Source organism: Actinomadura sp. HBU206391 (assembly GCF_014323665.1).
In the GTDB taxonomy this organism is placed as follows: Bacteria; Actinomycetota; Actinomycetes; order Streptosporangiales; family Streptosporangiaceae; genus Actinomadura_C.
On the sequence record NZ_JABVEB010000108.1, the window covers coordinates 1 to 20,059 of the forward strand.

The 20,059-nt window shown below is 68.8% G+C and carries 18 protein-coding genes and 1 pseudogene; 9 read left to right on the top strand and 10 right to left on the bottom strand.

Annotated features, from left to right (window positions below; translation table 11 throughout):
- Positions 1-172 precede the first annotated feature (172 nt).
- Both HKK72_RS24870 and HKK72_RS24875 read right to left on the bottom strand, forming a co-directional pair.
- Positions 173-1,681, bottom strand: coding sequence for a sensor histidine kinase (locus tag HKK72_RS24870; protein ID WP_187236841.1), 1,509 nt, complete (start codon positions 1,679-1,681; stop codon positions 173-175).
- A 665-nt stretch (positions 1,682-2,346) separates the two neighbouring features.
- Positions 2,347-2,934, bottom strand: a complete 588-nt coding sequence (locus HKK72_RS24875; protein ID WP_187236842.1) for a dihydrofolate reductase family protein — start codon at positions 2,932-2,934, stop codon at positions 2,347-2,349.
- A gap of 153 nt (positions 2,935-3,087) precedes the next feature.
- Here HKK72_RS24875 and HKK72_RS24880 point away from each other — a divergent pair, with 153 nt between their 5' ends.
- Entirely contained in the window at positions 3,088-3,693 is a 606-nt protein-coding gene (locus HKK72_RS24880; RefSeq protein WP_187236843.1) for a response regulator, read from the top strand.
- Here HKK72_RS24880 and HKK72_RS42330 read toward each other — a convergent pair.
- The 3 genes from HKK72_RS42330 to HKK72_RS24895 all read right to left on the bottom strand — a co-directional run bounded on the left by HKK72_RS42330 (position 3,690) and on the right by HKK72_RS24895 (position 7,393).
- A complete protein-coding gene (locus HKK72_RS42330; RefSeq protein WP_187236844.1) occupies positions 3,690-5,516 on the bottom strand; it encodes a sensor histidine kinase in 1,827 nt (608 codons plus the stop codon). The two genes, HKK72_RS24880 and HKK72_RS42330, sit on opposite strands and share 4 nt — an antisense overlap.
- Positions 5,517-5,621: 105 nt before the next feature.
- The gene (locus tag HKK72_RS24890; RefSeq protein WP_187236845.1) at positions 5,622-6,851 is read right to left on the bottom strand and encodes a CU044_5270 family protein; all 1,230 of its coding nucleotides are present in this window, start codon (positions 6,849-6,851) and stop codon (positions 5,622-5,624) included.
- Positions 6,848-7,393, bottom strand: a complete 546-nt coding sequence (locus HKK72_RS24895) for a sigma-70 family RNA polymerase sigma factor (protein ID WP_315987432.1) — start codon at positions 7,391-7,393, stop codon at positions 6,848-6,850. Before HKK72_RS24895 ends, HKK72_RS24890 begins: the two co-directional genes overlap by 4 nt.
- 223 nt (positions 7,394-7,616) lie before the next feature.
- Between HKK72_RS24895 and HKK72_RS24900 the strand changes: the two genes are divergently transcribed.
- The 3 genes from HKK72_RS24900 to HKK72_RS24910 all read left to right on the top strand — a co-directional run bounded on the left by HKK72_RS24900 (position 7,617) and on the right by HKK72_RS24910 (position 10,182).
- Positions 7,617-8,291, top strand: a complete 675-nt coding sequence (locus HKK72_RS24900; RefSeq protein WP_187236846.1) for a hypothetical protein — start codon at positions 7,617-7,619, stop codon at positions 8,289-8,291.
- Between the two features lie 101 nt (positions 8,292-8,392).
- Positions 8,393-9,367 carry an ATP-binding cassette domain-containing protein gene (locus HKK72_RS24905; RefSeq protein ID WP_187236847.1) on the top strand — a complete coding sequence of 325 codons (975 nt, stop codon included), beginning with the start codon at positions 8,393-8,395 and terminating at the stop codon, positions 9,365-9,367.
- The gene (locus HKK72_RS24910) at positions 9,364-10,182 is read left to right on the top strand and encodes an ABC transporter permease (protein ID WP_187236848.1); all 819 of its coding nucleotides are present in this window, start codon (positions 9,364-9,366) and stop codon (positions 10,180-10,182) included. The genes HKK72_RS24905 and HKK72_RS24910 overlap by 4 nt, the downstream gene beginning before the upstream one ends.
- A gap of 3 nt (positions 10,183-10,185) precedes the next feature.
- Here the strand turns inward: HKK72_RS24910 and HKK72_RS24915 are convergent, their stop codons facing one another.
- A complete protein-coding gene (locus HKK72_RS24915; RefSeq protein WP_261987151.1) occupies positions 10,186-13,308 on the bottom strand; it encodes a BTAD domain-containing putative transcriptional regulator in 3,123 nt (1,040 codons plus the stop codon).
- Positions 13,309-13,930: 622 nt separating this feature from the next.
- Here HKK72_RS24915 and HKK72_RS24920 point away from each other — a divergent pair.
- Positions 13,931-14,248, top strand: coding sequence for a MerR family transcriptional regulator (locus tag HKK72_RS24920; protein WP_187236850.1), 318 nt, complete (start codon positions 13,931-13,933; stop codon positions 14,246-14,248).
- Between the two features lie 95 nt (positions 14,249-14,343).
- Here HKK72_RS24920 and HKK72_RS24925 read toward each other — a convergent pair whose 3' ends face one another.
- Both HKK72_RS24925 and HKK72_RS24930 read right to left on the bottom strand, forming a co-directional pair.
- Entirely contained in the window at positions 14,344-14,922 is a 579-nt protein-coding gene (locus HKK72_RS24925; RefSeq protein WP_187236851.1) for a hypothetical protein, read from the bottom strand.
- Positions 14,923-14,967: 45 nt separating this feature from the next.
- Positions 14,968-15,420 carry a hypothetical protein gene (locus HKK72_RS24930; protein WP_261987152.1) on the bottom strand — a complete coding sequence of 151 codons (453 nt, stop codon included), beginning with the start codon at positions 15,418-15,420 and terminating at the stop codon, positions 14,968-14,970.
- A 189-nt stretch (positions 15,421-15,609) separates the two neighbouring features.
- Between HKK72_RS24930 and HKK72_RS24935 the strand changes: the two genes are divergently transcribed.
- Positions 15,610-16,821: a sensor histidine kinase gene (locus HKK72_RS24935; RefSeq protein WP_187236852.1), complete on the top strand. Its 1,212-nt coding sequence runs from the start codon at positions 15,610-15,612 to the stop codon at positions 16,819-16,821.
- A complete protein-coding gene (locus HKK72_RS24940) occupies positions 16,818-17,420 on the top strand; it encodes a DNA-binding response regulator (protein WP_187236853.1) in 603 nt (200 codons plus the stop codon). Before HKK72_RS24935 ends, HKK72_RS24940 begins: the two co-directional genes overlap by 4 nt.
- A 9-nt stretch (positions 17,421-17,429) precedes the next feature.
- Here the strand turns inward: HKK72_RS24940 and HKK72_RS24945 are convergent, their stop codons facing one another.
- A complete protein-coding gene (locus tag HKK72_RS24945; protein WP_315987433.1) occupies positions 17,430-17,744 on the bottom strand; it encodes a response regulator transcription factor in 315 nt (104 codons plus the stop codon).
- A gap of 286 nt (positions 17,745-18,030) precedes the next feature.
- On the opposite strand from HKK72_RS24945, the pseudogene HKK72_RS42335 reads away from it, so the two are divergent.
- Together HKK72_RS42335 and HKK72_RS42340 are read left to right on the top strand one after the other, a co-directional pair.
- Positions 18,031-18,426 (top strand): annotated as a pseudogene (locus HKK72_RS42335) (SLC13 family permease); the annotation flags it as partial.
- 61 nt (positions 18,427-18,487) lie between these two features.
- On the top strand, positions 18,488-18,841 hold the full coding sequence (locus HKK72_RS42340) for a hypothetical protein (RefSeq protein WP_315987434.1): 354 nt from the start codon (positions 18,488-18,490) through the stop codon (positions 18,839-18,841).
- A gap of 126 nt (positions 18,842-18,967) precedes the next feature.
- Here the strand turns inward: HKK72_RS42340 and HKK72_RS24955 are convergent, their stop codons facing one another.
- Complete coding sequence (locus tag HKK72_RS24955) at positions 18,968-19,900, bottom strand: hypothetical protein (protein WP_187236854.1); 933 nt, start codon at positions 19,898-19,900, stop codon at positions 18,968-18,970.
- Positions 19,901-20,059: the final 159 nt, after the last annotated feature.

Consider the following 20,059-nt stretch of genomic DNA (forward strand, 5'->3'; position numbering starts at 1 on the left):
ACCGGCCTGCCGAACCGGTGGCGCGGGCATCGGGCCGCCCCTGGCTTGGGGCCGACGTGCCGGACCGGTTCGAAGACGCATCATCGCTTGACCCGGAGGAGACCGACATGAGGGGTCTCACCCGTGCCCGCATCGTGATCGCGAGATGGCCCAGGACGGCCGCGAAAGACGATCAGGACCGGTCCCGACCATGGCGGTGTTCGGGTCCTGTGAGCGGTAGCCGGAGGACGAAACGTGCGCCGCAGGTGGGCGATTCCTCGACGTGAAGGGTGCCGTTGTGGGCGGTGGCGATGTCGTGGGCGATGGCCAGGCCGAGACCGGTGCCTCCGGCGTCGCGGTCGCGGGCGGTGTCGCATCGGGCGAACCGTTGGAAGATGCGTTGCCGGTCGGGTTCGGCGATTCCGGAGCCGTCGTCGGTGACGGTGAGTTCGGCGTGCTGTCGGTGGCAACGGACTTGGACGTGTACGGCGTGCTCGGCGTGCCGCTGGGCGTTGTCGACGAGGTTCGCGAGTACCCGGCTGATCTGGGCGGGGACGGCGTCGACCACGACTCCGCTCTGGAGATCGAGCTGTGTGGGGAGCCGGTCGGCTCGGAGGGAGATCTCCGCTTCGACCAGTTCGGCCAGGTCCACTTTCTCCAGCGCGGCCGGCGTGGTGGCCGCGACTCGGGTCAGCAGGAGGAGGTCGGTGGTGATCGCCTCGAGGCGGTCAACGTCGTTCAGGGCGTGCTCCAGCATGTCGTCCATGCTGGTCTCGCCGGGGTAGAGCCGGGCCTCCTCGAGCCGCATGCGTAGCCCGGCGAGCGGGGTGCGCAGTTCGTGAGAGGCATCGGAGGTGAACTGCCGCTGCTGGCCGAGTGCCTGTTCCACCTGTCGATGGGCGTGTTCCACCCGTCCCAACGTGCTGTTCACGGTTCGCGCCAGCTGCGCGATCTCGTCGTGGCCGGGTGGCTCAGGAACCCGGCTGCCGAGGTCTCTTCCGTTGATCGCGTCGAGTTCGGTTCGGATGGCCACCACCGGCCGCAGCGTCCGGCCGGTGATCTTCCAGGTCGCCAAGGCGGCGAGAGCGAGCAACGCGGCTGCCTGAGCGGCAAAGATCGCGTCAAAGACCCCCGGTGAGATCTTGCCCGGAGCGGGCCGGCCGGCGTAGACCACGGGGGAGTCCGGCGCGGCCCTGACCCTTTGTGCGGAGATCCGCACGCAACCGACGCGAGGCAGCGCGCAGGTCTGTACATCCTGCTCCGGCGCGGCCGGGGAGGGCCACACCCTGGACATGGGCGGTAGCCCGCGGGCGGCGACAGAGGATGCGATGATGTGGTGGCCGGGCGCCACGACCTGGATCAGTTCGATGCCGGGGACACGCGGCACGATGGCCGCGTCGGCCGGCTGTCCATTGCGGACACTCGCCGCGGTGAGCACGGCCTGCTGCCGGGCCTCCAGCCAGATGGACTTGGTGAGTTCCTGGCGCGCCACCATCGCCGCGATCACACCCGCGGGTGCCAGCAGGAGCACGGCCATGACGGTGACCAAGAGCACCATCCGCCCGCGGATCGACCTTGGACGCCACCGGACGGCGCCGGCCCTGTTCATGACGGCGCCCAGCCCACAGCGCAGGCCGACGGCCGGCCGGTCGGCACCGGGCTGAGCGGACGGGCGCTTGCGAACGGACTGAAGATCACCCACGCTGCGGTCGCCTCCGTTCCGCCTGCTCGACACAGGCGATGTACAGGTCCCGCGGATCGTCGCTGGAACCAGTTCCTCACGCTCATAGCGCTCGCGGGCTCGAACCACCCGTCCGCACTCCCGAACCTGCGCCTGCCGCATCGCGCCCCCGGTGCCTACCTCACATACACGATTGATTCTGGTTTTTGATTACTTCAACCTGGCTTCAGGATCGCCCATCATCTGGCGCGCGTCGTCGTGGCCAACAACCATCTGCGAATAGGGCCTACGGGCAACAAGCGGTTACCGGTAGCGGGAAGACGCACGCGTACAAGCGATCACGATCAGACCACATGGTCACTACGGCCCCACCTACCCCGGCGACCCCACGGATCCGAGCAATCCACCGGTACCGGCGTCCGACCGATTGTCACAGCGTCAGGAACCCGGTGGATCGGCTGGGAGGCGTCCCGTCGGTGGCCGAACAGGGCGACGGGCAGTGCCCAGAGGGCGGCGGCCAGGAGAAACCGGCCCATCACCATCATGATGCAGGCCAGGGAGTAGGGGCCGGACGCCGCTGCCGTGGTCAGCAGCGCCCGGCGCAGCGCCCGGCCGACGCCCGAGCGGCGCCGCCGTGGCGGTCGGCCGCCCGGGCCGGCGGAGGTGGCAGAGTCGACGGGCTCTGTCTACAGGGCGTGTTTCGTCCCGCGAGCCTCGACGCCGGGTCCAGGCTCGCCATGGGCGGGGCGGTAGTCGAGGACGATGGCGCCGGAGCTGAAGGCGTGGGTGCCTGCCAGCTTCCAGGTCTTGGTCTCGGCGCCGTCGGGGAAGAGGCGCTTGCCCTTGCCGACGACCACCGGATGGAGGAACAGCTTGAGCTCGTCGATGAGGTCGTGCTCGATCAGGTGGTTGACCAGATCGCCGCTGCCGTAGATGAGCAGGTCCTTGCCCTCCTCGGCCTTCAGCTTGGCCACGGCCTCGGCGACGTCGCCCTCGATGACGGTGGCGTTCCACGTCGGGTCCTGGAGCGTGGTGGAGGCCACGTACTTCGGGATGCTGTTCATCACGCCCACGTCCTCGCCCGCGGCCTCCATCTGGGGCCAGGCCTTGGACATGCCGTCATAGGTGACGCGGCCGAGGAGCAGGGCGCGGGTCTGGGAGAGCTGGCCGGCCTGGAACTTGGCATGGTCGTCGTTCCAGAACGGCCCGGTCCAGGCGGGCTCCTCCACTACGCCGTCCATCGAGATGTACATCACCGAAACGATCTTGCTCATGGTCGCTCCTCAGCGGGATGGCGGGACGAGCGCGCGCTGGAGCCGATGGCCTCGGCCGCGTTGCAGTCCCTCAACTTGGTGTGTAATGAGCATTTCGCGCCGTCAAAGCGGCCGGTAGTGCGTCGTTCACCAGTCCCATGTGAAGGATTCACATTGATCAGGATCATGATCGCGGAGGATGTCCGCATCCTCAGGGAGACGCTCTCCGCGGTCCTCGACCTCGAGGACGACCTCGAGGTGGTCGCCCAGGTCGAGCGGGGTGATCGGATCGCGGCCGCGGCGGTGGCGCACCGCCCCGACGTGGCCCTGCTCGACATCGACCTGCCCGGTCTCGACGGGCTCACCGGCGGGCATCTGCTCCGGCGCCAGCTCCCCTCGTGCAAGGTCGTGATGCTCACCGGACTGGCCCGTCCCGGCTATCTGCGCCGCGCTCTGGCGTCCGGGGTCTCCGGTTTCCTGCTCAAGCACGCGCCCGCCCACGAGGTCATCGACGCGATCCGCCGCGTGAGCGCCGGTGAGCAGGTCGTGGATCCGCAGCTCGCGCTCGCCGCGCTGCAGAAGACCGAGAGCCCCCTCGCCGACCGCGAGGCCGAGGTGCTGAAAGCGGCCGCGACCGGTGCGGAGGCCGATGAGATCGCCGAGATGCTGTCGCTCAGCCGCGGAACCGTGCGGAACTATCTCTCGTCGGCCGTCATGCGCCTTGGCGCACGCAACCGCATCGACGCCATCCGCATCGCGACCGACGAGGGCTGGATCTAGGCAGGAGTGACACAGGTCAGCGGGATCTCGGCGGTCAGCACATAGGAGCCGTTGCGGCTCTCACTCCGCAGGCGCCCGCCCACGGCCTCCACTCGGTGACTGAGGTTGTCGAGACCCGCGCCGGGTGGAATGTCACTCGCCTCGACACCGTCGTTCTGAAGACGCAGCAGCACTATGCCGCCGGTGCTCTCCGCGTCGAGGATGCAGCGCCGGCCGTCGCTGTGCCGCAGGACGTTGGTGACGCCCTCTCGGAGCACGGTTGCGAGGACGCTGCTCTGCTCGGCGGTGAGCTGCAGGGTCTCCACGGTCCCGTCCACCGTGAAACCCGCGGTCTCGAGGACGGCCTTGGCCGACTCGACCTCATTTTGAAAGGAGACGTGGCGGTATCCCTCCGCGACGGTCTCGATGTCGGCGAGCGCCTGGCGGGCGGCCGCGAGGCCTTCGTCCAGTTCCCGCTGAGCCCGTGCCCGGTCCTTGTCGAGCAGGCGGAACGCCAGCTCGCTCTTCAAGACGATGACCGACAGGCTGAACCCGAGAAGGTCATGCAGGTCGCGGGCGAACCGCAGGCGCTCGCGAGCGACTTCGGTCAGTGCCAGCTCGGCGCGTGCGGCGCGCAACTCACGGGCCAGCCGGCTCATGCGGGCGAAACCATAGATGACCAGGGCACGTTCACCGGTCCAGACCATCTGGTACGTCTGGTCGACGAAAGTCGGGCCCTGAAGCGTGAAGTCCCACAGCGCGAGGCTGATCCAGTCCTGGGCGATCAGCGGGATCGTCACGGCCCAGCGCAGTGGTCCGCGCAGCAGGACGAGCGTGAGCGCGGGCAGGAAGATGCTGAGGTACCAGAAGTCCCGCTCGAAGACCATCCCGGGAGCCAGTGCGACGACGAACGCGGCGGCGAGCGCGAGCCGCCACAGGCGTGGCCGCCCGTCGTCGTCACCGACGCGGCAGCACCACAGGAACAGCCCGGTGAAGACGGCCAGGCACCCGAGGAACAAGGCGACCTCGCCACCGGGCCTGCCCGACTCGAGGAGGACGGACTTGATCGGGTTGGTGAGCAGCAGCAAGAACGTGGCGGCCGCGCCGAGACCGGTCACGACGGCCGTCGTCAGGTCGTCGGCGACCCGCCGTCCCGCATGGGCACCGTCGCGATGCGAGTGCGCGACCGACCGGGTCTCGTTCAGCACCGACCTGGCCGTGGCGAGACTCGCGTCCAGTCGTTCCCGGATGTCCGGCACCCAGGACGACGCCTTGACCGCCTCGCCGATGCTGATGATTTTCCCGAGGCTCGTTCCGACCCGCTCGCCCAGCTGCTGGGCGAACGCGAGGCGCTCACGGGCGACCTCGGCGTCGGCCAGAGCCATCCTGGTCTTCTCCAGATCCCCGACCAGGTCGGCGAACCGGGCGAGGCCGTAGAGCGCGATGCCGACGAACGCCGTGTGCCCCACGGCCAGATAAGCGGCGTCCCACACCGTGGGGCGGACTTCGAGGCCCGAAAGGTACTGCGCGAGGACGATGACCGCGAAACCGGCCCAGGCGAGCGCGGCCGGACGGACCAGCAGGAGCACGGCGGCGGCAAGGAAGCCCGTGTTGCCGTACCACGTGCTCGCGAACAGATGGAGCCCGACGCCGGTCAGCACGGCCTGCAGGACGAGAGTCCACTGCCAAGCCTTCGGACGCCGTCCGTCCGCCTTCCGTACGCAGTTGTAGAGGTGCAGCAGGAGCAGTCCGGCCAGCAGCCCGCACCCGAGGGCCTTGCGGCCGACCGGGTCATCGGATCGGGAGATGCCGATGAACCCGCCGTAGGAGAATCCAACACTCACGACGACCGCGACAAGGCGCGCAAGTCTGAAGGCCGACCACATAGCCAGGCAACCTAGCCGACCCGCCTGGCCGGTCGCCTACGCCGCGCGGGTCACGGCGTACGGTCAGGGGCGTGTGCCGGTCTTGTCCGTCCAGCCCATGGCCTGGTAGGCGACAGAGGTGATGGGCTGTCCGGTCACCTTCCCGTTGGCGTCGAGGTCGCGGTCCTCATAACTCAGCAGCTGCGCCGTTCTGGGATCGATGATGAGGCGCCGCTGGATCTGTGGCATGCCGGGCTTGCGCCTGTACTTGTTCGGCTCACGTGGGATGGTCGTCACTGCGATGCCGTGCCGGCCGAGCGAGTCGATCGCCTCGCCGGCCAGTTCGACCCCCGGCTGTTTGGCGAGCAGCCGATACAGCGCGGCGCGGGTTCCCGGTGTGATCGGCCCGGCGAGGAGATCCCTCGCGGTCGCCCAGACGACGTCTCCGAAGGTCGGCGGCTGCTCATGGAGTTTCTTGAGCGCGGCCTTCTCGTAGGGATCGGCCCGGTCGGCACGGTACCGGCGGCGCAGGTCGGCCTCGAGCCGATCGACGTCGGTCGGCAGTTCGGCGAGTTCGCCCATTGACACCTGCCTGTTGCCGATCTGGAGGCGGAATCGCTCGCTGTAGTCGGTCACCAAGGGCTTCAGCGGGATCCCCGGATTCAGCCGCGGGGAGCCGAGCTTCTTCCAGGCGACGTCATCGGTCGGGGACAGGTTGACCTTGGCGTCGATACCGATGATCGTCCGGGCGCCGCGCCTGCGTCCGATCCACGATTCCCGCGTGCTGGCGAAGGACCCGGGAGAGGAGAGGTGGATGAAGTTCTTCTCAATAGCGATCTTCTTGTCGGCCTTGTTCATGAATCTGGGCCGGAAAGAGGCTTTGGGGTTGGGATACATGGTGATCCGGTCCGTGGTGCGCTCGCGCTGGTACCAGAACTCACCGGTCTTGGCCGCTGCCCGCTCGGCCGTACGGGCGCTGGCCAGGAGGAAGGAACGAGCATCGGCGGCCGGTGGGGCGGCGACGGCCGGTCGGCTCGTCTCCGGCCCACGCTCGTCGTTCGTGGTACGCAAGGCGACGACCGCACCGGCCGCCACGAATGCGGCGGTGGCCCCGGCGACCAGGCCGAGGGCGACGGGTGACCTGCGACGGGCGCGCGATGTTCGCATCGCGGTCGCGGTGATGCGGGCGACGTCGCTGTCACGGCGGCGGGAATATCCACCCTCCGCGAGGCGGTCGAGCGGTGCCGGCTTCAGAGCGCGGAGGACGGCCTCGGGATCGCTCTTGTGCTTCATCTCATCTCCACGGGTGGTCATCGGGTCGCCTTGGGGACAGGCGAAAAAGTTCGCGCGGAGTGCGGCGGCGGGGGCGCGGCGTCCAGCGCCTTGGCGAGCCTGCGTCGCGCGCGGTGCAGCCGTACGAAGAAGGCCGTGGCGGAACAGCCGAGGACCTTGGCGGCCTCCTTGGGTGTGAGGCCGTGCCATGTCACGAGGGTGAGGACCTCGAGGTCCTGCTCCGGGAGCGTCGCGACGGCGGCCAGCGCGGACTCCCGTTCGATGACGTGCTCTGCCACGTCCCAGGTGGTGGACTCGGCGGCGGTGAGCGCGGCGATCCTTTCGGTGAGCGCCGACCGCCGGTGGTCGCCGTCGCGCTGCTTGTGCAGGAGGTTGCGGACCACGCCGAGCAGCCAGGGCAACGCCTGAGCGGGAACGTCGTCCAGACGGCGCCACGCGATGAGGAACGCCTCACTGGCCAGGTCCTCGGCGGCGTGGGGCTCGGCCTTGGTCAGCGCGTAGGCCAGGACTCTTCGATAGTTGTCGTTGTACAAGGCGATGAATCGGGTTTCGGGATCACCCACGACTCCTTCCCTTCGGGACCAGTTGGGGCGATGTGCCTACGCAAGTAATCCCGGAAACCCGGCCTCGTTTACAGGCCACGAAGGATAGTTCTGGCGCCTGCACAGTGGAACCGGCCGCCACTGCGAACAGCGTGCGAGCGGTAGGGGACCCGAGCGTCCGCCAATGGGAGTGGCACGGAACCGTATAAAAGGTCGGCCGCTTGGGCGCGGGATGATCAGCTCTATGATCCTGACCTCGCGTTCGTATGACGAGTACCGCTCGATGTTCGACCTCACCGACGGCGACTTGACCGGTGTCACCCTCGACTGCGCGGGCGGCGCGGCCGGCTTCGTCGCTGGAGCCGCCGCCGGCGGCGCCGAGGCACTGGCCGCGGATCCTCTCTACGCATCCGGAGCCCTCGCGCTGGCCGAGCGGTTGCCGGTCGACCTGGCCAAGGGCTACGACATGATCAGTGCGAACCGTGAGCGGTTCGTCTGGGACTGGTACGGCTCCGTGGATCGGCATCGGGAGATTCGCCGCGCGGCCGGCGCCGACTTCATCGCCGACCTGCGACGGCGCCCGGGACGCTATCTCGCCGGTGGCCTGCCGCATCTGCCGCTCGCGGACGCGTGCGTGGACCTGGTGCTGTGCTCGCACCTGCTGTTCACGTGGGCCAGGAGGTTCGACCATGACTGGCACCGCACGGCGATCCTGGAAATGTGCCGGGTCAGTCGCGGTGAGGTCAGGATCTTCCCGCTTGTGAACATGGGTGATGGCGAGCCGGTCGACTTCCTCGACCGGCTGCGGGCCGACCTCGAGACCCTCGACGGCGTTCCGAGCGAGTGCGTGCGGGTGCCGTACGAGTTCCAGCGAGGTGCCGACCGGATGCTGCGGGTGTCCGCCGCTGATTCGGGCTGATAGCCGGCGTCGGCACCTGTCAGCGCCGTGTCTGCCCGCTGTTGGCAGTGGTCGGCATCGTTGTCGTCATCGAGAACGGCTAGGGCTGAACGGGAGAAACGATGTCGCATGCGATCCGGGCCGAGGGCCTGGTCAAACGGTTCGGGGACATGGTCGCGCTGAACGGCGTCGACCTGGAGGTACCGGCGGGCAAGGTGGTCGGTGTGCTCGGCCCGAACGGCGCCGGCAAGACCACCGCCCTGCGGATTCTGGCGACGCTGATGCGGCCCGATGAGGGTCACGCCACGGTCGGTGGCCACGACGTGGTGAAGGACCCGGTGCGGGTTCGCTCTCTGATCGGGCTGACCGGGCAGTACGCCTCGGTGGACGAGAGCCTGTCCGGTACCGAGAATCTGGTGCTGCTGGGCCGCCTGCTCAACATGTCGAAGCGGGACGCCAAGAAGCGGGCCGCGGAGCTGATCGAGCGGTTCGAGCTCACCGCGGCCGCCGCCCGGCCGATCGCGACCTTCTCGGGAGGCATGCGGCGCAGGCTTGACCTGGCGGCGAGCCTGGTCGGCAGGCCGCAGGTGCTGTACCTGGACGAGCCGACCACCGGGCTCGACCCGCATACCCGCAACGAGATGTGGGAGGTGGTCAGGCGGCTGGTGGCCGACGGCTCCACGGTCCTGCTCACCACGCAGTATCTGGAGGAGGCCGACCAGCTGGCCGACCGGATCACCGTGTTCGACCACGGCCGCGTGGTCGCCGAAGGCCGACCGGGAGAGCTGAAGCGAAGGGTCGGCGGACAGATCCTGCACGTGCGCCCCACCTTGCCGGCCGATGTGGACCTGGTGAGCCGGATGCTGACCGAGCTGACCGGCGTCGTACCGGCCCGGGACGAGAACATCGGCCTGCTCACCGTGCCGGCCGTCGACCAGATGCTGGTCTCGGCGGTCGTACGGAAGCTCGACGCGGCCGGCATCGCGTCCGATGAGCTGGGCTTGCGGCTGCCCAGTCTGGACGAGGTCTTCCTGGCGCTGACCGGTAACACCACTGACGACAAGCAGGACACGACCGCCGAGAGGAACGTGGCATGAGCTCCCCCACCTACGCCTCACACGTCGAAGCGCGGCCGCTGCGGATCAGCCCGGCCCAGACCGTACGGCACAGCCTGGCCCTGGCCCGGCGCAACATCGCCAAGTTCGCCAAGTCGCCCTGGGTACTGGCCGATGTGGTGCTGACACCGATCCTGTTGCTGGTGATGTTCGTCTACCTGTTCGGCGGCGCCATCGGCGGCGGTGACCTCGAGGCCTACAGGCAGGCGCTCGTGCCAGGCGTCATGGTGATGACCGTCCTGCAGGCCAGCATCGGCATCGGCGTCTCGCTGTGCACCGACACCAGCACCGGTATCTTCGACCGGTTCCGCAGCATGCCGATCGCCCGCTCCGCGCCGCTGATCGGAGCCGTACTGTCCGACGTCATCCGGTATCTGGTCTGCCTCGGCACGCTGGTGGCCGTGGCGCTGGCCATGGGCTACCGGATCGAGACCAACCCGGTGGCCGCGCTGGCCGCGGTCGGCCTCCTGATCGGGTTCGCGCTCTCCTTCTCCTGGCTGTCGGTCTACATCGCCCTGCTGGTGAAGGATCCGACCTCGGTGCAGGGTCTGCTGTCCATCGGAGTGCTTCCACTGACCTTCGCCAGCAACGTCTTCGTCCAGCCCACGACCATGCCGGACTGGCTGAAGGCCTGGTCGGACGTCAACCCGGTCAGCCTGATGGCCGAAACGATGCGCGGCCTGCTGAACGGCGGCGAGGTCGCCGGGCCGCTGCTCGGTTGCCTGGCCTGGATGGTCGGTGTGGTCGCGGTGTTCTTCCCGCTGGCCATGCGGGCCTACCGCAAGAACGCGGGTTGAGCCTCACCCGTCAACCGGCTGGCCGGATGCTTCGGCCAGCCGGTTGATCGCGTCCTGTCTCGGCAGCTCGGCGCCCCGGTGATACGCCTGGCGGTAGGCGGTCTCGCCGAGCCGTCCCATGAGCTCGGCGACCAACGCGCGCAGTACCGGTTCGCCGTCGTCGAACGCGCCGCGGATCGCCTCGCTCATCCCGAGCGTGGTGGCCGCGCCGACCGGATCATCCTCCAGCGCGAGCAGTTCGCCCAGCTGCTCGGCGGCCCAGGCGAGGCCGTTGCTCTGAGCGCGGGCGAAGTTGGGGCGTACGGCCCTCGGCAGCAGTTCGCGGGCCTGCTCGGCCGCTCCCTGCGCGAGCCGGTTCATCATCCTGGTGCCCGTGATCAGGTCACGGGCCATCTCCTCGGGATAGGGCAACCGGTGAACGAGCGTCTCCATCCGGTCGAGGGTCTGCTCGGCCCGCACCAGGTCGCCCGTGCGGCGGTGCAGGTTGGCGAGGCTGAACAGGACGGTGGCCTCATGACGCCGATGGCCTCGCTCCCGGGCCCGGCGCTGGATGGCATGGATGTCCCGCAGGGAGCCGTCCAGGTCGCCGCTGCGCATCCGTTCCCGCGCGAGCCTGGTCCTGGTCCAGTTGAGGTAGTCCTCCGTACCGAGCTCGGAGCTGATCGCGACCGCCCGTTCGAAGACGGCGATGGACCGGTCGAATTCGCCCCGCAGGGAAGGGCCCCGGCCGACGGCGAGCAGGCTCATCACCAGCCCCCAGCGGTCACCCACCGCCTCGAAGCCGCGCAGTGCCTCCTGCCGTGCGTGGGCTCCGGTCTCGAGGTCACCCTGTTCGGTGAGGACGAAATTCTGCGCCCAGTGCGCGCTGGCCCGCACCCAGGGATCCGGCGAGTTCAACGACTGCTGGAACTGGCGTTCCCCGAGCTCGGAATCCTCCGTCGAGAACGCCTGCTGGGAGATCCACAGCAACCGTGCCGGATGGACCTCTCGCGCTCCCGCCGAACCGTAGCCCGCGAGCCGCAGCGTGCTGAAGGCCTTGCGCGCCTGATCGGGCAGGGCGTCGCCGAACCTGAGCAGCTCGGCCATGAACGCCTCCAACTGGGTGCTCATCCCCCTGTTGCCCCAGTACCAGAACAGCGCTTTGACGAACCGGGACGCCCTGACCGCGTCTCCGGCGTCCACGGCCGCCCGAAGCGCGAAGAGCATGTTGTCGTGTTCGGCGTCGAAGAGCGCGATCGCGCGGAGCTGCTCCCCGGTACGCAGCATTGGTTCGTGCTCCTCGGCAAGCGCCAGGAAGTGATCCGCGAAACGCGAGGAGACATCGTCGCCGGACTCGGCGAGCTTGGCGGCCGCGTAGGCACGCACCGTCTCCAACATCCGATACCGCGGTTCATCGTCGTCAGAGGCGTCCACCAGCGATTTCTCGACGAGGGAGTGGAGCACGTACAGCACGTCCTCGGCGGGCAGCGACTCGTCCGAGCACACCCCCTCCAACGCGGCGAGGCTCGCCCCGCCAGGGAACATCGACAGCCTCCGCGCCAGCACCCGCTCAGGCCCGTCCAGCAGGTCCCAGCTCCACTCGACCACCGCGAGCAGTGTGCGCTGGCGGGGCAGGGCGGTTCTGCTTCCCGAGGTCAGCAGCCGGAACCGGTCGTCGAGCCGCCGCGCGATCTGATCCACGCTCATCGATCGCAACCGGGCAGCGGCCAGCTCCAAGGCCAGCGGCATCCCGTCCAGCCGCCAGCAGATCTCCACCACGGCACCCACGGTGGAGTCATCGAGCACGAAGCCCGGCCGGACACCGGCGGCTCGGTCGACGAACAGGCGTACCGCGGCCGCGTCGGCGGCCTCGGCGAGCTCCGGCTCTCCTGTGGGCACCTCGAGCGGACCGAGATGGCACAGCGCCTCCCCAGTGATCGCCAGCGGTTCCCTGCTGGTGGCCAGGATCCTCAGCTGCGGCAGCCGCTCGAGCAGCTGGTCGGCGAGTTCCGCGGCCGCTTCGACCAGATGCTCGCAGTTGTCCAGCAGCAGCATCGCGTCGCCGACGTCGAGCAGCTCGGCCATCCGGTCGAGCGGGGTGGCCTTCTGCGACGGCCCTCCACCGTAGAGGCCGCGGTCCACCGAGCCGAGCGCGCCGAGCACCGCGTCGGCGAGCTGATCCGATGCGCCCACCCCGGCGAGCGGAACGAACCACACCCGGCCGCGCTGAGAAGCCCGACCCCGGGTCACCGCCTCCAGGGACAACCTGGTCTTGCCCGCGCCACCGGGTCCCACGATGGTGACCAGCCGGGACGCGGCGATCAGCTCGGCGAGCTCGTTCAGCTCCGCTTCCCGGCCGATGAAACTGGTCAGCTGCGCCGGGAGCCGACTCGGTGCGGGCTCGGGCTCCGCCGAGGGCCGGTGCAGTTCGCCGCGGAGCAGAGCGAGGTGAATCTCCTGCGACTCGGCCGAGGGATCGACACCGAGCTCCTCGCTCAGCCTGCCCCGTAGCTCCTCGTACACCGCCAACGCGTCCGACTGACGTCCCGCCGCCGACAGCGCACGCATTCGCAACTCGGCCAGCCGCTCACTCAACGGATGCTCGGCGCCCGCCGCTCCAAGGTCGGCCAGGACGTCGGCATGCCGGCCCAGCCGAAGCTCCGCGTCGAAGCGGTCCTCGACCGCCGCGGCCAGCACCTCGTCCAACCTCGTAGCGGAGGACTGGGCGAAGGGCGCCTCCTGCACATCCGCCAGCGCCGCGCCCCGCCACAGACCGAGCGCCTCGCCGAGCACCCGAGCCGCCTCTTCGGGCCTGCCCGCCGCCAGCTCACGCCTTCCCGTCCTGGCCAGCTCCTCGAACCGATGCGCGTCCACGTCCGCGGCGCCCACCGACAGCCGGTAGCCGCCGGCCACCAAGTCCACCGTCCCCGCTCCATGCAGAGCCCTGCGCAACCGCGACACCAACGCCTGCAGAGCGCTCACAGCCCCCGACGGCGCGTCCGAGCCCCACAGATCATCGATGAGCGAGTCGACGGACACCGGACGACCCGCCTCCAGGGCGAGCCGGGCCAGCAACATACGCAACCGGGCGCCGCCGATATCGATCGGCGCCCCGCTCTCGGAATAGGCCTCAACGGGACCAAGCAACGCAATCCGCACCACAGCAGCCTCCCAGAACCCAAACCCCTACCCACCACCAGGCCCGACGGTCGCCTTGGGCGAAGCCCCGCCGCCGTCGGGCGCCGGAACCGAGGATCGATGGCTGAGGAAATCTCTGGTGGCTGAGATAGACATTCGGCGATGGAGCGGCTAGTGTTCCTGGTGTTGCGAGAGAAGAGAACATCATGGAGACGGCGCAGATGACGAACTGCCCGTGAAGTGAGAGCACGACGGTCAGACGCGCTGGGGCCAGGCATCACAAAGGGCTCCGGCGGATGACCGGCGACGGTCGGTCGCGCCGGGACCGGCGGTACATGAGGTTCCGGTCGGTGATGGTCGCATGGAAGGTATGTGGAAATCAGAGGAGAAGGGGAGGGTTACACGCCGTCGGATCGCCCGCTTCAGGCTGTGTTGCGCCAGGCGGGTACCGCAATGCCATCGGAACGAGAGGTGGTCTTCGGTCACGCATACGCGATCCACGCACGCCCCGCTTCAGGCGGTCCGTGCGGACATGACAAGCCGACGCGCGCGTCGGTAGATGGTGTTGGAAAACCCAAAACCCTGGGCCCCGGTGCTATGGCACCGGGGCCCTCGTGACGTGGAAGGTGCAATGGACCCAGCCGGCAAGGCCTCGGACGCCAAGTTCGACGATGACGACTACCCGGCCTACACCATGGGCCGCGCCGCCGAGATGCTCGGCACCACCCCAGGATTCCTGCGCAGCCTGGACGAGGCGGAACTGATCACACCGCAACGGTCGCCCGGCGGCCATCGCCGCTACTCCCGCTACCAACTGCGCCTGGCCGCACGAGCTCGCGAGTTGGTCGACCAGGGCACCGCCCTGGAAGCCGCCTGCCGCATCATCATCCTGGAAGACCAGCTCGAAGAGGCCCAACGGATCAACGCCCAACTACGCCGACCCGACTGACCGGCAGGCCGGACGAGCGGCCGTACGCCACAAGTTCGGACGGTGGAGCCGCGGGCGATTGCATGATCATGTACTTCGACCTAGAGGAATGGACGCTACAACAGGAAGACGAGCTCGGCGGCGACCAGTATGTCGATGACGCCGCACCACTCGGCGAAGGTCCGGGACACGACCTTGCCGAGCCTCAGGTGGACGAAGTCCCAGGCACCGTGGAAGAACCAGCCGGCCGCCACCAGATAGCGGCCCAGTTCCGGATCCACCGCCAGCCCCACCAGCGCAAGCGCGCCGAAGATGAGCATCCCCACGGCCTGGACCCCGAACGTGGCCCTCCCGTGCGGAGTCCCGCCGACAGTGCCCCAGACCAGCAGGACCAGCGCGGCGGCGATGAGAACGACCGGCGGCGCGACCACGTCCAGCGCCCAGAGGACGATCATGGCCATCACCAGCACGGCGAGCACTGGCCAGGTCGCCTGTGGCCGCCCGGTCTGGGTGACGATCAAGTACAGCAGCGGCAGAAGGAGCAGTATCTCCCCGTATGGGCCGACCGCGGCTGACACGTCCCCTGAGCCGCCCCCGCCCACGCTGAGGGCCGAGAGCCCGACGGCCAGCGCCGTGGGCCAGCGCCGCGTCAGCGCCTTCGCCCGAGATGGCGATTCGGACTTCGTTCCGGTCATGCCGAAGCTCCTGATCATGGGTCGTACGAGAGGCGGGCGTGGGGGTCAGAGGCCGTACTCGCTCCGGCGGCGAAGCATGATGAGGAGCATCAGGGGGAGCATCGCGGCGTGCTCGAGGGCGAGCATGGCGTCGGCGGCGATGACGTCCAGCCAGAGCAGCGGGAACAGCGCGAGCGCGGGCGCGAACATCGCGCCGGACATCTCCAGTGTGCTCGCCCAGTCGTGCCCGCGATGGCGCATCCAGGCGGCCATCCCGACCGACATGTCGAACGCCATCTCGATGGACGTCAGTTCGGGATGCCGCGTCGCGGAGAACTCCACCCCCGCGAGCGCCAGGACACCACGCGTCGCCGCGCCGAGGACCACCATCCCGGCGATCATCGCGATGACCATCTCCACGTAGTGGCGGGCGAAATGCCACTTGCCATGTGCCTTGCCGCCGTGGCCGGGCGCGGTTTCCTGGGTGTTCGTCCGTGAAGTCACATTCCGTGGCTGCATGCGGGCTCTCCTCCGTACGGGAGCGGGTATCTCCAACGCTGTCCAGCCTGCGGATGGGAAAGGGCCGCCAGTAGTGCCGAAGCCGCATGTATGCCGATGGCGCTGTCACGCCTTCGCATGACACTTGTCATGCGGATACCGGCCAGATGGCACCCTGCCCGTCCGGCCCGTTGCTGCGAAGATGGCCGGGTGCGCGACGGGTCGATCGATCACGGGACGGGGTTGGCGAGCTTTCGCCGCTATACGTGGTGGGCCGTTCCGGGCACGACCGCGTGTCTGCTGGTCCTGTTCGTCGGCGACTGGATGCTGGACGGCGACCGGCCGGCCTGGGCTCTTGGCCTCGGCGCCGCCGCGCTGGCGATCGAGGTGGTGTCGAGCGTGGTGCTGCTCAGCCGGCGGTTGGCGCTGCCGCCGGCGGCCGACGCACGACCCGGCCGCCTGCCTGCGGGGTGGCTGATCGCCGGATGCGCGGCCGCGGCCGTGCTAGCCGCGCTTCCACTGGCAATGCGCGATCACGGGCTGTGGGCGGTGGCGCCCGCGATGATGGTGGCCATCACCGCGACGTACCTGCCACCCCACCCCAGGAGGCGGCTGATCGTCGGCGCGGCGGTCCTCGCGCTGCTGCCCGGCGGCGTCGTCAGCCTGGTCGACGGCGGCCAGGACCGGGACCTGTTGTACGCAGCGCTGTTCCCGGCCGGGCTGGTCGCCTTCACCGCCTGGACGCTGCTCGGCCCCCTGTGGGCCTGGGACACCGCAGGCCGGCTGAACGAGGCGCGGCGGCTGTCGGCCGAGCTGGCGGTCAAGGACGAGCGCCTGCGGTTCGCCGCCGACCTGCACGACATCCAGGGACACCATTTGCAGGTGATCGCGCTGAAGAGCGAGCTGGCGGCCCGGCTCGCCCAGATCGACCCGGAGCGTGCCGCCGCGGAGATGCGGGAGGTGCAGCGGCTGTCCACCGACGCGCTCCGCGATACCCGCGCCGTCGTACAGGGCTACCGTCGTACGACACTGGACGACGAGATCGCCAACGCGACCCGGGTGCTGGCCGCTGCCGACATCGACGCCCGGATGAGCCTCGAACCCGCGGCCGTCGCGGGTCGCGCCGACCTTGCCACCTCCACTCGCCACCTCTTGGGGCTGGTGATGCGGGAGGCCACCACCAACGTGCTCCGGCACAGCCGGGCGCGGCACGCCGAAGTCGACTATCGCGTCATCGGCGGCTTCGCTCGCCTACGGGTGATCAACGACGGTGCCGACGAGCGGACCGTCACCACGAGCGGCACCGGGCTGCGCACCCTCTCTGAGCGGCTGCGGGCGGCCGGCGGCGAACTGACCTGGGATCACGACGGCGACCGCTTCGTGATCGCGGCATCACTGCCGGCGAAGGTGGAGGCCCGATGATCCGGCTGCTGATCGCCGATGACGAGGACCTCCTCAGAAGCGCCTTGGCCGCTCTGCTCGCGCTGGAGGACGACCTCACCGTGGTCGCCGAGGCGTCCACCTCCACCGAGGCGGTACGGCTGGCCCGCGAGCACCGCCCCGACATCGCCGTGCTCGATTTGGAGATGCCGCCCACTGACGGCCTGCGCGCGGCCCAGGAGATCCGGGCCGAGTTGCCCACCCAGATCGTCATGGTCACCCGGCACGCCCGTCCCGCCGTGCTGCGCCGCGCTCTTTCCGCGGGCGTACGCGGCTTCGTCCCCAAGACGACCCCTGCGGCCAGGCTGGCAGAGATCATCCGCGATATCGCCGCGGGCCGCCGTTACGTCGACCCCGACATCGCCGCCTCGGCGCTCACCGAGGACGACTGCCCCCTCACCGACCGCGAACTGGAGGTGCTGCGCGCCGCTCGTACCGGCGTCTCGGTCAACGAGATCGCCGCCGAAGTGCACCTGGCCCCGGGCACCGTCCGCAACTACCTCTCCGCCGCCATGTCCAAGCTGGGAACGTCGTCCCGCCACGCCGCCGCCCATCACGCCTGGCAGCAAGGCTGGATCTGAGCCTCGCGGTCAGGGTTCGACGAGGCCGGCGCGGATGGCGTATCTGGTGAGTTCGAGCCGGTCGCGCATGCCGAGTTTCTGCAGGATGTTCGCGCGGTGCCGGTCGACGGTCTTCACACTGATGACGAGCATTTCGGCGATCTCCTTGGCGGAGTTCCCTTCGGCGATGAGTTTGACGATCTCCTCTTCGCGGGGGGTAAGGATGCTCTGTGGTATGCGCTCGCCCTGCCGGTCCCGCTGTAGATAGTCGCGGAACAACCGTAGTCCGCGGCGGACCAGGGCGTGATCGTCGGCCAGCAGGATCCTGGTCTCAGCTGCGTGCACGGGGTTCAGCTCCGTTTCGCCGTGTGGGTATGACCAAGCGCACGTGGGTGCCGCCGTGGGGCGGAGAGTCGACGGTCAGGCGGGCTCCGATGAGAAGGGCGCGCTCTCGCATCCCGCGGATCCCGGCCCCGTCTTGGAGCACTCCCGCGTCCGTCGTCGGCGATTCCCAGCGTCAGTTCGTCGGCTCCCGCGATCTTCGCTCTCACGATCTTCGTAGTGGCGTTCGTGTTCATCGCCACGGAGAAGGCGAACAAGGTCAAGGGTCGTGCTCATCGCCGCCGGTGCGATGGCCGTTCTGGGGCTGATCCCCGGCAAGGAGGTGTTCTTCTCCGAGCACGATGGCATCGACTGGAACGCCATCTTCCTGCTGCTCGGCATGATGGTCATCGTCGGTGTCATCCAGCAGACAGGGCTCTTCGACTACCTCGCCATCTGGGCGGCCAAGAGATCGAAGGGCCGGCCGTACCGGCTCATGGTCATGCTGATGGGCATCACCGCGATCGCCTCACCGTTCCTGGACAACGTCACCACGATCATGCTCGTCGCACCGGTCACGGTGATGGTCTGCGACCGGATGCGCATCCCCGCCCAGCCGTACCTCATCGCCGAGGTCCTCGCCTCCAACATCGGTGGTGCGGCGACGCTCATCGGCGACCCACCCAACATCATCATCGGCAGTCGCGCCGGGCTGACCTTCAACGACTTCCTCGCCCACATGGCGCCGGTCGTGGTCGTCAATCTTCGTGGTGTTCGTGCTGTTCACCAGGGTGCTCTTTCGCAAGGCGCTGCGCTTCGACCCCCGGAACATCGCCGCGGTCATGGCACTCCAGGAGCGTCGGGCCATCACCGACCCATGGCTGCTGGCCAGGTGCATGGGCGTGCTGTTCGGCGTCATCGCCGGGTTCGGCCTGCACACCGTCGTGCACGTAGAGCCGTCCATCATCGCCCTGGTAGGCGCCGGCGTGATGCTGCTGGTCTCCGGTGCGGACGTCACGGACGTCCTGAGCTTCTGGCGGTTCACCAAGTACGGCATCGTGGTCACCGCGCTCAGCACCCTGATGGCATGGGTCTACGTCTGGCTGCGCTATTTCAACTGACGGTGTCCCGCGGTTCGCCGTCACTCAGAATCGGCGTCGCCGCCCCCCGCAGCCCCGCGACCTCACGGATGGTCGTCCGCGCCGGACAGCGCACACGTCACTTCTGCTGGGGGATTGCGGTCGATGTCAACCGGCGTTGCGGTGCCATGCCAACCCGAGCGCCCCGGATCCCAGCAGGACGAACCCGGTGACGACCGTCATGATCCCGCCACCCAGAGCACCGTCGGTGAGATTCCAGATCGCCTCGGGGATGGCGATGGTGATTCCGGCGATCCCCGCGACGATCAGCACCCACGTGTTCTCCCACATGTAGAGCGCCAGGCATCCCACCGCGACGGCCAATGTCATGAGGTACGGCCACGCGTCGTGGCCCGTCAGTACCACCGGCCACTGAGCCCCCATCAGAGCCAGCGCCGATCCGATCCCCAGGCCCAGCGAGCGGTGCCGCAACACGCCCGCCGCCGCAAGCGCCGCGAAGACGACACCGAGAGCGATCACGGCGAACGCCTCGAGCAATCTAGATCGGAGGTCGATCAGGTCGAGCAGTGTGATCATCGCGGTCATGCTGAGCATGCCGGTGGCCAGCAGTCCGACCGATCCCGGGAAGCAGACGTACCCGGCGACCGCGATGACGAGGCCCACCACACTGCCGATCAGCGCCTCATTCTCGGAAGCGAGTTGGCCGGCGCCGAGGGCCGCCGTGCCCGCGCCGAGCGTCCACAGCACACCGGCGATCCGCCGGCGCACCGCCGAACCGGTCCGCTGCACCACGAGGGCGACGCCCAGCAGAAGCGCCGTGATCATGCCGAGCAGGCCGGACCGCAGTCCACTGGAGAGGTCCTGCCAGGCCGGCCCCAACATGGCCATGGCGCCCGCCAGCACCAGCGCACCGCCCGCGTACGAGATGATCTCGGTCCAGCGGGCACCTCGTCGCGGTACCGATGCGGCCAAGGCATCCCGTACCGCTCGTGTGATCGGCTCGACCTGCGTCGGTGCCACGACCCGCTCCGCCACCAGCCGTTCCAGAGCGCCCTGAATGCGCTCTTCTTGTTGATTCATGCAGCGATCATGATGCTCACGCGATGCCACCGCCTGAGTACAGGTACTCAAGTTCCCCTTAATGTGTACCTGTGTGACGGGTTCTGGCCGTACGCACGGACGGAACACTCCTCTCGTCGATGGAATGTCCACGTGGCGTGAGCGCCGACGCCGGAATGG

Bases quoted from the DNA above. Each gene is read 5' to 3' on its own strand.
- HKK72_RS24875 (WP_187236842.1), bottom strand. From the start codon at position 2,934: ATGAGCAAGATCGTTTCGGTGATGTACATCTCGATGGACGGCGTAGTG.
- HKK72_RS24930 (WP_261987152.1), bottom strand. From the start codon at position 15,420: ATGCAGCCACGGAATGTGACTTCACGGACGAACACCCAGGAAACCGCG.
- HKK72_RS24910 (WP_187236848.1), top strand. From the start codon at position 9,364: ATGAGCTCCCCCACCTACGCCTCACACGTCGAAGCGCGGCCGCTGCGG.
- HKK72_RS24925 (WP_187236851.1), bottom strand. From the start codon at position 14,922: ATGACCGGAACGAAGTCCGAATCGCCATCTCGGGCGAAGGCGCTGACG.
- HKK72_RS24940 (WP_187236853.1), top strand. From the start codon at position 16,818: ATGATCCGGCTGCTGATCGCCGATGACGAGGACCTCCTCAGAAGCGCC.
- HKK72_RS24900 (WP_187236846.1), top strand. From the start codon at position 7,617: ATGATCCTGACCTCGCGTTCGTATGACGAGTACCGCTCGATGTTCGAC.
- HKK72_RS24920 (WP_187236850.1), top strand. From the start codon at position 13,931: ATGGACCCAGCCGGCAAGGCCTCGGACGCCAAGTTCGACGATGACGAC.
- HKK72_RS24905 (WP_187236847.1), top strand. From the start codon at position 8,393: ATGTCGCATGCGATCCGGGCCGAGGGCCTGGTCAAACGGTTCGGGGAC.
- HKK72_RS24890 (WP_187236845.1), bottom strand. From the start codon at position 6,851: ATGACCACCCGTGGAGATGAGATGAAGCACAAGAGCGATCCCGAGGCC.
- HKK72_RS24955 (WP_187236854.1), bottom strand. From the start codon at position 19,900: ATGAATCAACAAGAAGAGCGCATTCAGGGCGCTCTGGAACGGCTGGTG.